10 protein-coding genes are annotated in these 14,824 nt (G+C 69.7%); 7 read left to right on the top strand and 3 right to left on the bottom strand.

Translation table 11 applies throughout. From position 1 onward, the window contains the following. The 3 genes from FFS23_RS07800 to FFS23_RS07790 form a co-directional block, all read left to right on the top strand. On the top strand, positions 1 to 2,953 hold a 2,953-nt coding region (locus FFS23_RS07800), incomplete at its 5' end, for a ligand-binding sensor domain-containing diguanylate cyclase (protein ID WP_137898144.1). Between the two features lie 210 nt (positions 2,954 to 3,163). Beyond that, positions 3,164 to 4,372: a M23 family metallopeptidase gene (locus FFS23_RS07795; RefSeq protein ID WP_249340585.1), complete on the top strand. Its 1,209-nt coding sequence runs from the start codon at positions 3,164 to 3,166 to the stop codon at positions 4,370 to 4,372. A 4-nt stretch (positions 4,373 to 4,376) separates the two neighbouring features. After that, the gene (locus FFS23_RS07790) at positions 4,377 to 4,802 is read left to right on the top strand and encodes a bactofilin family protein (RefSeq protein WP_137898143.1); all 426 of its coding nucleotides are present in this window, start codon (positions 4,377 to 4,379) and stop codon (positions 4,800 to 4,802) included. A 13-nt stretch (positions 4,803 to 4,815) separates the two neighbouring features. Here the strand turns inward: FFS23_RS07790 and FFS23_RS07785 are convergent, their stop codons facing one another. From FFS23_RS07785 to FFS23_RS07775, 3 genes are all read right to left on the bottom strand, one after another. Beyond that, positions 4,816 to 5,829: an SMP-30/gluconolactonase/LRE family protein gene (locus FFS23_RS07785; RefSeq protein WP_137898142.1), complete on the bottom strand. Its 1,014-nt coding sequence runs from the start codon at positions 5,827 to 5,829 to the stop codon at positions 4,816 to 4,818. Beyond that, complete coding sequence (locus FFS23_RS07780) at positions 5,826 to 7,181, bottom strand: carboxylesterase/lipase family protein (RefSeq protein WP_137898141.1); 1,356 nt, start codon at positions 7,179 to 7,181, stop codon at positions 5,826 to 5,828. The genes FFS23_RS07785 and FFS23_RS07780 overlap by 4 nt, the downstream gene beginning before the upstream one ends. A gap of 117 nt (positions 7,182 to 7,298) precedes the next feature. Continuing rightward, positions 7,299 to 8,780, bottom strand: coding sequence for a glycerol-3-phosphate dehydrogenase (locus FFS23_RS07775; protein WP_137898140.1), 1,482 nt, complete (start codon positions 8,778 to 8,780; stop codon positions 7,299 to 7,301). 75 nt (positions 8,781 to 8,855) lie between these two features. Here FFS23_RS07775 and glpK point away from each other — a divergent pair, with 75 nt between their 5' ends. From glpK to FFS23_RS07755, 4 genes are all read left to right on the top strand, one after another. Further along, positions 8,856 to 10,346, top strand: a complete 1,491-nt coding sequence (gene glpK / locus FFS23_RS07770) for a glycerol kinase GlpK (RefSeq protein ID WP_137898139.1) — start codon at positions 8,856 to 8,858, stop codon at positions 10,344 to 10,346. A gap of 253 nt (positions 10,347 to 10,599) precedes the next feature. Next, positions 10,600 to 12,885 carry a TonB-dependent receptor gene (locus tag FFS23_RS07765; protein ID WP_137898138.1) on the top strand — a complete coding sequence of 762 codons (2,286 nt, stop codon included), beginning with the start codon at positions 10,600 to 10,602 and terminating at the stop codon, positions 12,883 to 12,885. 270 nt (positions 12,886 to 13,155) lie between these two features. After that, the gene (locus FFS23_RS07760; RefSeq protein ID WP_137898137.1) at positions 13,156 to 14,262 is read left to right on the top strand and encodes a Gfo/Idh/MocA family protein; all 1,107 of its coding nucleotides are present in this window, start codon (positions 13,156 to 13,158) and stop codon (positions 14,260 to 14,262) included. Then, entirely contained in the window at positions 14,259 to 14,735 is a 477-nt protein-coding gene (locus tag FFS23_RS07755) for a cupin domain-containing protein (RefSeq protein WP_171009417.1), read from the top strand. The genes FFS23_RS07760 and FFS23_RS07755 overlap by 4 nt, the downstream gene beginning before the upstream one ends. Positions 14,736 to 14,824: the final 89 nt, after the last annotated feature.

The following is a 14,824-nucleotide window of genomic DNA, read 5'->3' as shown; positions in this document are numbered from 1 at the left end:
GGCCGGCGTCGGGAATGGCGTCGTCGCCCGCCCCGTCGCCATCGTTGCGCCACGCATCGCGGACCCCTGGGCTGCCGCCGCCGATCTGTTCTTCAAGGTCGCCGCGCGCGACGACGCCATTCCCGACGCCGGCCTCCCCCGCGCGGTCGCGCAGGACGGCGACGGTTTCATCTGGCTGGCGACCGACGGCGGCCTCGCCCGCTGGGACGGCACCGGCTTCAAGACCTATTCGACCGAACCCGCCGACGGCGCCGGGTCGCTGCCGGAGCTGATGGTCAACACGCTGTTCACGGATCGCGGCGGCCGGCTGTGGCTGGGCATGAGCGCCGAGGGGCTGCTGTGGCGTGATCCGCTCACCGACAGCTTCCATCGCCCGCCCAACCGCACGCCGCTGGATCGTGCCCATGTCATGGCGATCATCGACGACGACGCCGGCGGCCTGTGGGTCGGCAGCGAGGCCGGGCTGAGCCACATCCGCGGCTCCGACCATCGCGCGACGCTCGTCAAGGGTCTGCCGCCGGGCCGGATCGGCGCGGTGCATCGCGACCGCAAGGGGCAATTGTGGGTCGGCGACGAATCGCGGTTGTTCCGCCGCGACGTCACCGGCGGCTTCGTCGCGGTGCCGGTACCCGGTGTGGTCGGGACGATCACCGCGCTACATGCCGATGGCGACGGCCGGCTGTGGATCGCCACCGCCGGATCGGGCTTCCACGTCCTCGCGCCCGACGGCGGCGTCCGCCACCTGCCGGTCACGGTCGACGGGCATGCGGTGCCGCTCGGCACGATGGTCGACGCCGGCAACGGCGAACTGTGGACCTCGTCGCGAGCGGGGATCATCGCGGTCCACCCTGCGACGATGCGGATGCGGCGCCTCGCGCATGACCCGCAACTGCCCGCCAGCCTCGCCGAAGACGGGCTCAACCATCTGATCCGCGACCGGTCGGGACTGGTGTGGATCGTCGGCGACGCGACGCTCTCCTATGTCGATCCCGCCCCGCGCCGCGTGCTCGGCCTCGTGAACGCGCTGCGCACCGGTCCGCGACAACAGCCCGACAGCGCCTGGTCGCTCGGCGTCGCGCCGGACGGCGCGCTCTGGTACGGCTCCCCGGACATTCCGGGATCGCGCCTCGCTCCCGCCGCCGGTGGCGGCCTCGCGCCGCCGCAGCGGCTGCCGGCGGCCGTGCGCAACGTCCAGTCGATCGCTTTCGCCCCAGACGCCGCCTTCACCGCCGGCGAGGCCGGGCTGTTCCGCCTGTCGCTCGACGGGCGGCGCGCGCAGCGGCTGTCGGCGCAGGCCTGGTCGCGGGTGCTGCTGCACGGCGATCGGCTCTACGTCGGCAACGGCCTCGGCGTCGCGCTGGTCGATCCGCGCCACCCGGGACCGCCGCGCGCCCTGCCCTGGTCGAAGGCGCTCACCGACCTGCGCGTCCGTTCGCTCGCCTTCACGCCCGACGGCATGCTGTGGGTGGGAACGGCGCGCGGGCTCAACCGCGTCGATCCCGCCAATGGTCGCGTCGTCGGCATCCGCCCCGGCGACGACGGTGCCAACGGGCTGCGCGCCAATTTCGTCGGCACCTTGCTGTGCGATAGCGACGGGCGGTTATGGGCGGGGACGATCGGCGGCGGCATCACCGTCTTCGCCCGCAGCGCCGGTGCATGGCGGCCGGTGGCGCATCTCGGCCGCCGCGAGGGATTGCCGCACGATACCGTCGACAAATTGCTGCTCGGTAGCGACGGCGACGTCTGGGCGAGCACCGATGGCGGCATCGCGCGGATCGACCCCGCCAGCCTGACGATCACGCCGCTCCACGCGTCCGACGGCGTCCCCTTCACCGCTTATTGGACCGGCGCCGGCGCCACGCTGCCCGATGGCCGGCTGGTGTTCGCCGGGTTCGGCGGATTGACGATGATCGATCCCGCCGTGCCGCCGCGCGAGGCGGCGGACGCACCGTTGCGCTTCACCACGGTACGCGGCAACGACAAGGCCTTCGTGCCGGCGCCGGGGCGGATGCTGACCATCGGTGCCGGCGAACGCAGCCTCACCGCCGACTTCGCGCGGCTCGACTATGCCGCCGCGCGCGATCAGGTCTACGTCTACCGTCTGTTCCCGCAGGAGACCGACTGGACGCGGGTCGATGCGATGCACCGCAGCGCGCGCTACACCAATCTGCCGCCGGGCCGGTCGACATTGGTCGTCCGCGCGCTGGGCGCGGGCGATCGCGGCAGCCTGCACGTCGTCGGCGCGCCGCTGACGCTGGAGATCGACGTCGAGACACGCTGGTTCGAGACGAGCGCGTTCCGCATCGCCGCCGCCGCGGCGATCGTCGCGGCGCTGCTCGCTTTGCTCAACCTGCGGCTGCGCGCGGCGCGCAAGCGCGAGCGGCAGCTCGAATCGCTGGTCGAGCGGCGTACCGCCGAGCTGCTCGTCAGCCGGTCCGAGCTGGAGAAGCTGGCCTACACCGACACGCTGACCGGGCTCGGCAACCGCCGATTGTACGGCGAGATGCTCGCCCGCCACCTCGGCGACGCGCGGCATGCGCCGTTCGGATTGCTGCTTATCGATCTCGACCGGTTCAAACAGGTCAACGACGCGCTCGGCCACGATGTCGGCGACGCACTGCTGATCGAGGTCGCCGACCGGCTGAGCGCGACGATCCGCCAGCACGACAGCATCTTCCGCCTCGGCGGCGACGAATTCGCGATCATCCTCGCCGGCCTCGACGGCGCGCCTGCGATCGACGAATTGTGCCGCCGCCTCTACGCCGCCTTCACCGCGCCGGTCGCGGCGGGCAACCACCGCCTGCAGGTCGCGCTGAGCATCGGCGCGGTCGTCGCGCGGGCGGAGGGGATGTCGACCGAGGCGGTCTACAAGCTCGCCGATCTCGCGCTCTACGACGCCAAACGCGCCGGCCGCGGCACCTGGCGCCTCTCGCCGATCGACCCGGACGTCTGACGGCACACATGCGTCTGGGTCGCCCGACGCGCTCGCTTCATCGTGCGTACGGAGCGCCTCGACGTGGATGGCGGCGCGTCATGTCTGCGCCGCCGGTCCGGGATCGGCGCGCCCGCTATAAAGCGTCCTAGGGTCAGGGGTAAGGGAAGCGGGATCGCTTTGAACAAGCCGAAACCGCGGCAGGCGGGGCAGCGCTTCGCTCGCGCTCGCTTGCGTCACAGGCTTGCCCATGCGCGGGGGCGGATCGACGGATGGTTCCCCGACCGCGAGTTCATCATGCGCTCGCAGGGTCAGGTGCGGTTCCTCCGCATTTCCACGCGCACGCAGAAGCGCGCGGCGATGGGTGTGGCGGTGCTGGTGCTGGCCTATGTCGGCTCGATCGCCACGCTCGCGGTGATCCGCTGGCGCGACTCCTACGACATCGATGCCCTGCTCACCCGCCAGGCGCGCGTCGAAAAGGCTGATAATCGCGTTTCCGCCTATCGCAAAAACCTCGACGGCGTCGCGTCCGACCTGCAGCGGCGGCAGGATTTCATCGAGAAGGTGACGCAGGCGCATCTCGGCAAGCTGCCGCGCGACGCCAAGCGCGACGAGACCGTCACCAACAGCAGCGGCGAAGCGCGCAGGGTGATCGACAAGGTCAGCGCCGCCGTGCCCGAGGCCGGCAATCTCGCGCGGGCTGAGGCGCGTCAGATCGCCTTCGTCGAGAGCCTGACGCGCTATGCCGACCGCCGCGCCGCGACCGATGCCGCGACGATGCGCAAGCTCGGCGTCAACCCGCAGATGCTGCTGGCAGCGCGCGACGATGGCGAGGCGATGGGCGGGCCGCTGTTCGCGCTGTCGACCAACGCCGATGGCTCGATCGATCCGCGCTTCGCCCGGCTCGGCGCCAGCCTGGCGCGGATGAGCGCGCTGGATCAGGCACGCTCCCGCATGCCGCAGGTGCTGCCCGCGAGCATCGATTCGATCTCCAGCGGCTTCGGCTATCGCTCCGACCCGTTCACCCGGCACGGATCGTTCCACCCCGGCCTCGATTTCCGCGGCCCGCTCGGCGCGCCGATCTACGCCGCGGCGCGCGGCGTGGTGAGCTTCGTCGGCCAGCGATCGGGCTACGGCAATTGCGTCGAAGTGACGCATGGCAGCGGCCTCGTCACGCGCTACGCGCATATGTCCGCGTTCCGCAGCCATGTCGGCCAACAGGTGGTCGCGGGCCAGACGATCGGCGCGATCGGCTCCACCGGGCGCTCGACCGGGCCGCATCTGCATTTCGAGGTGCGGATCAACAACCGCCCCACCAACCCCCGTCCCTTCCTAGAGGCGCGCAGCCATGTTTCATCGAAGATCGTCCGCCAATCTGCCGGCCCAGCCCCGGCCGCCGGCCCCGCCGAAGATTCCGGTCCAGACAAGGGTAGCGACTGAAGCCATGAGCAAGAATGCCACATTCTCGATGATCGGCGCCGACGTCGTCATCACCGGCGACCTCTCCGCCTCGGCCGACGTGCATATCGACGGCCGGATCCACGGCGACGTCAACTGCCTCGCGCTGGTGCAGGGCGCGGCCAGCGAGATGATCGGCACGATCACCGCCCAGTCGGCGCATCTGGCCGGCACGGTGCGCGGCAGCATCGTCGTCGTCGACCTCGTCATCCAACGCAGCGCGCATATCGTCGGCGACGTGCATTACGAGACGCTGACGATCGAACAGGGCGCGCGCGTCGAAGGCACGTTCGCCAAAGGCGGCGCCGAGGCCCCGGGGACGACGATCCCTGTCGAGCCGGCCGCCCGCGAACCCTATGAGAACCCGCCGCTGACATGGCAGGGCGACGACCCCGACGGGACGGCGGAGTGATCCGCCGGCCCGGCTACCCCTGCCAGCCGGGCCGCAGCGCCAGCCGCAGGACGCGGTCGTTCGCGGTCAGGTAGAGCGCGCGGCCCTTCTCGCCGAAGGCGCAATTGGCGATCGGCGCGCCGCTTTCGATCAGGCCGAGCGGCTCGGCCTCGGGCGTCATGAGCATCATGCCGCCCGGTACCGAACAGACCAGGGTCCCGTCGCGTGCGACCTTCATCCCGTCGGGCAGGCCCGGCCCGCCGGCCGCCTTCATCGCCTTCGCGTCGAGCAGCACCCGCCCTGCCCCCGGCCTGCCGGCGGCATCGAGGTCGTAGACCATGATCCGCGGTGCCGCCTCGTCGGAGACCGAGACGTAGAGCCGCCGCTCGTCGGGCGACAAGGCGATGCCATTGGGGCGGGTCAGGCCGCCCTCGATCAGCGTCACCTTGCCGTCGGGGTGGCGCCGGTAGACGCCGTTGACCGATTGCTCCTTGAGCGGCGAGGCATCGCCGTCGGCGAAGCCATAGGGCGGATCGGTGAACCAGATGCTGCCGTCGCGCGCGACGTGCAGGTCGTTGCAGCTGTTGAAGCGCTTGCCGTCGTAGCGATCCGCCAGCACCGTCCGTCGGCGGGTGGCGAGATCGACGCGGTCGATGCTGCGCCCGCCGCTGTTGGCGATCAGCAGCCCGCCGCCGCGATCGAGCGCAAGCCCGTTCGACCCCGCTTCGCGGACCAATTTGGGGTCGGTGCCCGCGGCGCCCGACGGGCTGAGGAACGGCGTCGCGCCGCGCCCGCGCTGCCAGCGCCGGATGAGGTTGGCGGGCGGATCGGAGAACAGCAGATAGCCCCCGGCCGGCACCCATACCGGCCCTTCTGCCCAGCGGATGCCGGTCGCGATCACCTCGGGCTGCGTGCCGGGCACGATCATCCGGTCGAGGCCGGGGGCGATGCGGCGGACGCGCGGCGCCTCCGGCGTCTGGGCACCGGCGCGCGTCGCGAGGAGCGCCAGCCCGCCGGCCAACACCGTGCGGCGATCGAGCGGGATCATTCCGGTGCCACCTGCGCGGTGCCGGCGCGGGTCAGCGTCAGGATCGGTCGCGCGGTCGCGGTGACGCGGCCCCAGGCAGGCAGGCCGGATCCGTTCGGATCGCCGGTCTTGACGAAATTGACCAGATAGCGGCTGATCGTCCGCGCCGCGGTGCGGTCGGCATCGCTGGTCGCGGCGCCATATTTGATCGCGGCGGTGTCGAAGAAAAACGGGATATCGGTGGCATGCCCCGCCCCCTTGGTCTGCGGCGTCACCGCGGAGGTCGCGACATAGTCGAAGCGATAATGATAGACCGGCACATTCTTGCTCGCGAGCAGCACGGCGACGTCGCGCGCGCCGGCGATCATTGCGCCGGTCGGACCACCGATGTCGGCGCTGGTCGCGCCGATCATCACCGGCACCTTGGCGAAGCGGCCGGCGTCGTAGGCGGTGCGTGGATCGACGAAGGTGCGCCCGTCGGGCACCGGCCCGCTATAGCCGCCCTGCCCCATCGACGCGAGATTGAGGCCATTGACCACCTGCTCGGCAGGCAGCGCGCGCAGCTTGGCGGCGGCCTGCGGATCGTCGGCGGCGATGCCCTTGCCGCTGGCGAAGGCGACGCCCGCCGCCTCCGCGGTCGCCAGCGAACTGCCGTGGTTCGACCCGTCGCCGCCCGACTGGATCACCGCGCGCTGGAACAATCCCGCCGCCGCCGGCGAGCTGAGCATCGCATGGACCGACATGCCGCCGGCGCTCTCGCCGATGATCGTGACGTTGTCGGGGTCGCCGCCGAAGCGCGCGATATTGGCCTTCACCCAGCGCAGCGCGGCGAGCTGGTCGAGCAACCCGTAATCCGCGTCGGCGGGCTTGAGGCCGGGATGGGCGAAGCTGCCGAACCGGCCGAGCCGATAGTTGAAGCTCGTCACTACGATGCCCGACCGCGCCAGCGCCGCGCCGCTATAGGTCGGCGGCGACGACCCGCCGTTGACGAAGCCGCCGCCGTAGATCCACACCATCACCGGCAGCTTCTTGGCGTCGCCCGCCGGCCGCCAGACGTTAGCGTAGAGGCAATCCTCCGCCGGCGCGGTGCCGAGCGGCGCGGCGTCGCTCGGGAAGGGCAATTGCATGCAATCGGCGGCATAAGCGGTCGCGTCGCGCACCGCGGTCCAGCGCGCCACCGGCTGCGGCGCCCGCCAGCGCAGCGAGCCGACCGGCGGCGCGGCGAAGGGGATGCCCTTGAAGGCGACGACCCCGTCCGCACGCGCGCCGCGCACCGGGCCGTCGACGGTGCGCACCACCGGCGCGTCCTGCGCCGCCACCGCGCCCGGCACCGCCGCGAGCAGCAGCGCCAGCCGAACAAATTTGGATATCATCCACCGCTCTCCGGTCGTTTCTCGTCCGCCCCTCGATGACACGCCGGTGCCCCCTTGGGCAACGACTGGATTGATCCGACGCGGCCACCCTGACCAAAGTCGAGGGCCGCCGCAACGTCACCCGAGATAGGCGGCAAGCCGCTCCGCCGTGCCCCCGGGCACGTGCAGGCCGAGCTTGCTGCGCCGCCACAGCACGTCCTCGGCTGTCTGCGCCCATTCCTGCGCGACGAGATAGTCAACCTCGGCGGTGAACAGTCCGCCGCCAAGGTCCTGCCCCGGATCGCGGTCGAGGATCGCGGTCGTGCGCGTACCGTACGCGTGTGCCAGCCGCCGCAGCAGATCGCGCGACACCTCGGGATAGCGCGCCTGCAAGCCGGTCAGGAAGCGCCCGAAATCCGCATCCGGCAGATCGCCGCCGGGCAGCACCGCCCCCGCCGTCCACGCCGCCGCCTGCGACCCGAGCAGCGGCGCGAGATCGCGCAGCGCATGTTCGGCGAGCTTGCGATAGGTGGTGATCTTGCCGCCGTAGACGCTCAGTATCGGCGCCCGCCCCTCGCCCGCGTCGAGATCGAGCACATAGTCGCGCGTCACCGCCGAGGCATTCGCTGCCTTGTCGTCGTAGAGCGGCCGGATGCCCGCATAGCTCCAGACGATGTCGTCCGCTTCGACTCTGTGCTCGAAATAGCGGGCGATCGTGTCGAGCAGATAGTGCGTCTCGGCCGCATCGATCGCCGCGCGACCGGGCGGCGCGTCCCACGCGGCGTCGGTCGTCCCGACGAGGGTGAACCGCCCTTCGTAGGGGATAGCGAAGACGATCCGCCGGTCGTCGTTCTGGAGCATGAAGGCATGATCGCCTTCGTAGAGCTGCGGCACGACGATATGGCTGCCCTTGACCAGCCGCACGCCGCGATCGTTGCGCGCTCCCGCAGTCCGGCCGAGCACGTCGGCGACCCATGGCCCCGCCGCATTGACCAGCGCCCGTGCACGGACCATCCGGACGTGACCGTCCTTGTCGGCGATCTCCGCGGTCCAGCCGTCCGCGCCGCGCTGCGCGCGCACCAGCCGCGTCCGGGTCGCGATACGCGCGCCACGCTCCGCCGCGTCGCGCGCGTTGAGCACGACGAGCCGGCTGTCCTCGACCCAGCAGTCCGAATAGACGAATGCCTTGCCGGCCCGTTCGGACAGGCCCTGCCCGAACGGCGACCGCGCCAGCGCGACGCTCTGCGTCCCCGGCAGTTTGCGGCGGCCGCCGAGATGATCGTAGAGGAACAGCCCTGCCCGCACCATCCACGCCGGCCGCGGCGAATGCGTCTGCGGCAGCACGAAGCGCAACGGCCAGATGATGTGCGGCGCCATCCCCCACAGGCGCTCGCGCTCGATCAGCGCCTCGCGGACCAGCCGGAACTCACCATATTCGAGGTAGCGCACGCCGCCGTGGATCAGCTTGGTCGAGGCGGACGAGGTATGGCTGGCGAGATCGTCCTGCTCGACCAGCAGCACCGACAGCCCCCGCCCCGCCGCGTCGCGTGCGATGCCGGTCCCGTTGATGCCACCGCCGACGACCAGCACGTCGACACTCTCGTCCGGCCCCCGTTCCATCGTCAAAATCCTTCGCTTTCGTCGCGCTGCGAGCAATACCGCATCCCGGAGCGAAACGAAGCACAGGAGAGACGGATGGCCAAGACGCACATTCTGGTCATCGATCAGGGCACGACCTCGACGCGCGCGATCGTCTTCGACGGCGCCGCCCGCCGCGTCGCCATCGCCCAGGCCGAATTCGCGCAACATTATCCGGCACCCGGCTGGGTCGAGCACGATCCGGAGGACATCTGGCGCGACGCGCTCGCCACCGCACGAACGGCACTCGCGAACAGCGGCCTCGCCGCCGCCGATCTCGCCGCGATCGGCATCACCAACCAGCGCGAGACGGCAGTAATCTGGGATCGCGCCACCGGCGAACCGATCCATCGGGCGATCGTCTGGCAGGACCGGCGCGGTGCGGCACGCTGTCAGGAGCTGAAGGCCGACGGTGCCGAGGATCTGGTTCGCACGCGCACCGGGCTGCTGATCGATCCCTATTTCTCGGCGACCAAGATCGCCTGGCTGCTCGACAACGTCGCGGGCGCACGTGGCCGCGCGGAGCGTGGCGAGCTCGCCTTCGGCACGATCGACAGCTTCCTGCTGTGGCGGCTGACCGGCGGCGCGGTGCATGCCACCGACATCACCAACGCGTCGCGGACGATGCTCTACGACATCCTCCGTCAGGACTGGGACGCCGAGCTGTGCCGACTGCTGCGCGTGCCCGCGGCGATGCTGCCGCAGGTGCATGACAACGCTTATGTCTACGGCATCACCCGTCCCGACCTGCTCGGCGCCGCGGTGCCGGTGGCGGGGATCGCCGGCGACCAGCAGGCCGCCTTGTTCGGGCAGGCGTGCTTCGAGCCCGGCATGGCCAAATCGACCTATGGCACCGGCTGTTTCATGCTGCTCAACACGGGAACGGAGGCGGTCGCCTCGCAGCATCGGCTGCTCACCACCCCCGCCTATCGGCTCGACGGACGCACCGTCTACGCGCTGGAAGGATCGATCTTCATCGCCGGCGCCGCGGTCAAATGGCTGCGCGACGGCATCGGCGTCATCACCCACGCCAGCCAGACCGACGATCTCGCCACCCGCGTTCCCGACAATCACGGCGTTTACATGGTCCCCGCCTTCACCGGGCTCGGCGCGCCGCATTGGGACCCGGACGCGCGCGGTGCGATCTTCGGGCTGACGCTCGGCGCCGGCGCGGCGCATCTCGCCCGCGCCGCGCTGGAGGCGGTGGCGTTCCAGACGATGGATCTCGCCGAAGCGATGGCGGCCGACGGCGGCGGCCATCCGGCGATCCTGCGCGTCGATGGCGGCATGGCGGCGAACGACTGGCTGTGCGGCTTCCTCGCCGACATGATCGACACGCCGGTCGAACGCCCGACCGACCTCGAGACGACCGCACGCGGGGCCGCCTTCCACGCCGGCCTCGCCACCGGCGTCTGGTCGGGGCTCGATCATCTCGCCCGGCTCTGGTCGCGCGACCGCTGCTTCGCGCCGACGATGCGCGCGGAGGAACGCGCGCCGCTCGCCGCGGGCTGGCATGATGCCGTACGGCGGACGTTGAGTACGCACTAAGTAAAGGCGCAGCGATCGGGAATCCGGAGCATGCATGGCAAGTCAAGCGACGCCTTCGATGGCGAAGTCGATGGCCAAACGTATCGGAACAAACGCTAAATTCTATTTCCGATCGCCCGCGCTCCCAGTGTCCGTAAAGATACGGTAGCTTGAAAAGAAACCCGTAATCGGTAAAAAGCAACCCCGCCGCGCCGGCGGGCTTCGCGGAGTCTCTACAAGACCTGGACAAATATCACGAACCAGGGGGACTTTGATGCACTATCGTCGTTCGCGTCAGGCGCGATGCCTGATCGCCGCCTCCGCTGCCGCACTCGCGGCAGCGCCGGCCGCCGCCCAGACGCAGGCGCCTGCGCCCAGACCGGGGACCGTCACCGAGGACGCCGATGGCGCGATCATCGTCACCACGACCGCGCAGAAGCGGTTCGAGAACCTCCAGAACGTGCCGATGCCCGTCCAGGTGGTGCTGCCTTCGCAGCTCGACGCGCAGGGCGCGCATCATTTCCAGGATCTCGACAAGGTGATGCCGTCGCTCGTCATCCGGCCGGCGAACCATCCGGTGAACTACAACGTGGCGATGCGCGGCATCGGCACCTTCGCTTATGCGATCGGGGTGGAATCGAGCGTCGCGGTGACCGTCGACGGCGCGCCGGTGGCGTTTCTGGCGCGCGCGATCACCGACCTGCCCGACGTCGCGATGATCGAGGTGCTGCGCGGGCCGCAAAGCACGCTGTACGGCAAGTCGGCCTCGGCCGGCCTCATCAAGATCATGACAACGCAGCCGACCGACCAGCTGCATATCCGCGCCAACGCGCGCATCACCGGCGATCACGAATTCGCCGAGCAGCTGAGCGTCACCGGGCCGCTGACCGATACACTCGGCTTCGTTTTCTCGGGCGGCTACACGCATTGGGACGGCAACGCCCGCAACCTCGACAACGGCAAGCGCGCCAATGGCCGCGAGACGCTCAACTCGCGCGCCAAGCTGCGCTGGAAGGCCAGCCCCGGGCTCACCTTCACCCTGTCGGGCAATTATCTGACCGGCAATTCCACCGCCGCGCGACCGTTCGTTGCGATGTCGCCCGACGCGCGGTTGCGCGGCGACCCCGCCCTCACCAGCGCGGTCGCGCTGCCGGGGGTCGTGATCGGTCCGAACAATCAGAACGTCGCCTACAACGCCCGCTCGGGCACGCAATATCACGGCGGCGGCGGACTGCTGCGGACCGAACTCAGTCTGGGAACGCTGAACCTGCTCAGCCTGACGAACTACGACCGGTTCAAGCTCGACGACTATTTCGACTATGACGATACCGCCGCCAGGAAACGCGTCGGCAATGCGCGCGAGATCGGCACCTTCCGGTCGCGGCTGTTCAGTCAGGAGGTGCGGCTGCTGTCGCCCGACGATGCGGCGTTCCGCTATGCGCTCGGCGTCTATTACGCCAACACCGGCTTTGAACGCCCGTTCGACCGCGGCCCCGGCTTCGCCTTGTCCAACCTGTACGCCACGGCGGGCTCGCGGCAGATCGCCGGCTTCGGCCAGATCGACTGGGAGTTCGTGCCGCACCTCACCGCGACGGCCGGCGGCCGCATCCAGAACGAGCGCGTCGATTACACTTATGCCAATCGCCTGCTCGCCCGGCGCGATCCGACCGCGAAGAGCTATTTCGCCGGTCACGACAGCGACAACGTCTTCACCTATCGTCTCGGCCTCGACTATCAGGCGACCCGCGACCTGATGCTCTTCGGCAGCTATGCGACCGGCTACAAGGGGCAGGCCTATGACCTGTCGACCGGGTTCGACCAGAAGCGCGCCGAAAGTGGCCCGATCCGGCCCGAACGCTCGCGCGACAAGGAGATCGGCGTGCGCAGCCAGTGGTTCGATCGTCACGTGACGTTCAACCTCACCTTCTTCAACACCCATTATCGCGATCTGCAGGCACAGACGATCGAGACCTTCCCCGACGGCACGTTCATCAACCGGCTGACCAACGTCGGCCGGCTGGTGACCCGCGGCATCGAGGTCGAAAGCTCGGTACGGCCGACGGACGATGTCACGCTGACCGGCAATGCGACCTATTTGCGCGCCAACTACGTCTCCTTCCCCTCCGCGCCCTGCTATGCGTTGCAGACCGAGGCGCAGGGCTGCACCGGCAATCCCCGTCGCCAGAATCTCAGCGGCGAACGGCTGCCGCAGGCCCCGACGTGGCGGATCAATGCGATCGCCGACTATTCGCCGGCGCTCGACGACAAGCGGCGCGGCGTGATTCAGGTCGCGTGGCAATATCAGGGCGCGCTCTATTACGCGCCGCGCGACCCGCAGGTGCTGCAGAACGCCTATCACATCGTCAACGTTAATCTCGGCGTGCGCGATCAGGCGCATCGCTGGGAAGCGGTCGCCTTCCTCGACAATGTGTTCGACCAGCGCCACTATAGCGCGATGGTCAACGTCGCGAGCAACTTCGACAATCGCGTCGCCACCGTCGCGATGCTGCCGCGCGACTATCGCCGCTACGGCGGCCTCCGCGTCGGGCTCAACTTCTAACCTGAGTATAAGTCTCGGATAAGAGACGACAATCCCGCTTGTATCTGTCTGACCGCCTCGACTACCAAGGTGGCGAGCCGTGAGTCGCGGCGGCAGACAGATCGCTCGTCGAAGCGGCGCAACAGGCCGGGCGCGCCCCGGTCGGGAGGAGGTGCATGATGGCGATCGGATGCCACCCCCGGTGCGGCATGACCCGGGCGTTCGATCCGTCGCGGCCCGCGGCAGGCGCATCACCCGGCGCGCCGCTTATCCTGCACAACGGAGCCTGACATGGACATCGGACGTCGTGACCTCCTACTCTCGGCGGCGGCGCTGACCGTCGGCTCCAGCGCGATCGGGCGGGCGGCCCCGGACCGGCCGCTCGGCTATGCCATCGTCGGCCTCGGCAGCTACGGCCTCGGCGTCATCATCCCGCAATTCGCCAATTGCACGCACAGCCGCCTCGCCGCGGTGGTCAGCGGCGATGCCGCCAAGGCGCAGCGCGTCGCGGCGGAACACGGCCTGCCGGCGCGATCGGTCTATTCCTACGCCAATTTCGACGCGATCCGCGACAATCCCGACGTCGACATCGTCTACGTCTGCCTGCCCAATTCGATGCACGCCGAATATACCATCCGCGCCGCCAAGGCCGGCAAGCACGTCATGTGCGAGAAGCCGATGGCGGTGTCGGTCGCCGAATGCGAGGCGATGATCGCCGCCTGCAAGAAGGCCAACCGCAAGCTGATGATCGGCTATCGCTGCCATTTCGAGCCATTCAACCTCGAGGCGATGCGGCTCGCCCGCACCGGCGCCGCCGGCAAGATCCGCTACGTCCGTACCGAGCATGGCTTCACCCAAGGCAGCCCGTCGGCGTGGCGGCTCAAGCGTGCGCTGGCGGGCGGCGGCTCGCTGATGGACATGGGCGTCTACAGCCTGCAGGCGGCGCGCTACATGACCGGCGAGGAGCCGATCGCGGTGACCGCGCGCGAATCCACCGACCGGCGCGATCCGCGCTTCACCGAGGTGGAGGACATGATCGAATGGACGCTGGAATTCCCGTCCGGCGCGATCGCCGGCTGCCAGTCGATGTACAGCGCCAACCAGAACCATATCCTGCTGATGGGCGACAAGGGCCGGATCGAGCTGGAGCCGGCGACGCGCTATGACGGCAATCACATGTGGCTGGGGCGCGACGGCCGCGAGCGCGAGGTGACGCCGCCCGCCGGCCCTGCGAAGACGCAATTCGCCGGCCAGCTCGACCACCTCGCACAATGCGTGCGCAGCGGACGCGAACCGATCGTCTCCGGCGAGGAAGGGCTGCGTGACATGCGCATCGTCGAGGCGATCTACCGCTCGGCACGCGGGGGCCGGACGATCCGGCTGGACGGCCGCGCATGACCGGCCTGCGTCTCTGCACCGCGCTGGCAATGCTGGTCGCGGCGCCGCTGGCGGCGCAGACCAGCGACCCCGCCCGCTTCGCCGCCGCCGCGGACGTGCGGACGCAGATCGCCGCAATGGCCAAGGCGATGAAGCCGGGCCAGGGGTTCGCGTGGCAGCCGTTGGTGCAGGCCGACGGTCATGTCGCCGCGCTCGAGATCTGGAAGTCGCCCGGTCGTCCCGCGGTCCATCCCGCGCAGGCGGAATATGTCATGGTCGTCGACGGCGCCGGTACAATGATCTCGGGCGGAACGCTCGCCGACGCCAAGGTAACCCGCCCGGATCTCACCGAGGGCAGCCGCATCGTCGGCGGAACGACGCGGACGCTGAAGCCCGGCGACGTCTTCCTCGTGCCCGCCGGCGTGCCGCATTGGTTCGGCATCACCGGCGAGCGGCTGGTACTGCTCGGCACCAAGTTGTCCACCGCCCGATGACGATCGGCACGCGCTGATCCTGCCTCGCGGTCGCAGCCGATCCGCCGCACATGCGGATCGGTTGCACCGCACTCGTGCTATAATCGAAG

Origin of the sequence: Sphingomonas sp. 2SG (genome assembly GCF_005503285.1) — a bacterium.
In the GTDB taxonomy this organism is placed as follows: Bacteria; Pseudomonadota; Alphaproteobacteria; order Sphingomonadales; family Sphingomonadaceae; genus Sphingomonas; species Sphingomonas taxi.
This window is presented reverse-complemented; position numbering and strand designations above follow the sequence as displayed.

What these genes read in the sequence shown, in the direction of transcription:
- FFS23_RS07790 (WP_137898143.1), top strand. Translation starts at nt 4,377, where the DNA reads ATGAGCAAGAATGCCACATTCTCGATGATCGGCGCCGACGTCGTCATC.
- FFS23_RS07785 (WP_137898142.1), bottom strand. Translation starts at nt 5,829, where the DNA reads ATGATCCCGCTCGATCGCCGCACGGTGTTGGCCGGCGGGCTGGCGCTC.
- FFS23_RS07780 (WP_137898141.1), bottom strand. Translation starts at nt 7,181, where the DNA reads ATGATATCCAAATTTGTTCGGCTGGCGCTGCTGCTCGCGGCGGTGCCG.
- FFS23_RS07775 (WP_137898140.1), bottom strand. Translation starts at nt 8,780, where the DNA reads ATGGAACGGGGGCCGGACGAGAGTGTCGACGTGCTGGTCGTCGGCGGT.
- glpK (WP_137898139.1), top strand. Translation starts at nt 8,856, where the DNA reads ATGGCCAAGACGCACATTCTGGTCATCGATCAGGGCACGACCTCGACG.
- FFS23_RS07765 (WP_137898138.1), top strand. Translation starts at nt 10,600, where the DNA reads ATGCACTATCGTCGTTCGCGTCAGGCGCGATGCCTGATCGCCGCCTCC.
- FFS23_RS07760 (WP_137898137.1), top strand. Translation starts at nt 13,156, where the DNA reads ATGGACATCGGACGTCGTGACCTCCTACTCTCGGCGGCGGCGCTGACC.
- FFS23_RS07755 (WP_171009417.1), top strand. Translation starts at nt 14,259, where the DNA reads ATGACCGGCCTGCGTCTCTGCACCGCGCTGGCAATGCTGGTCGCGGCG.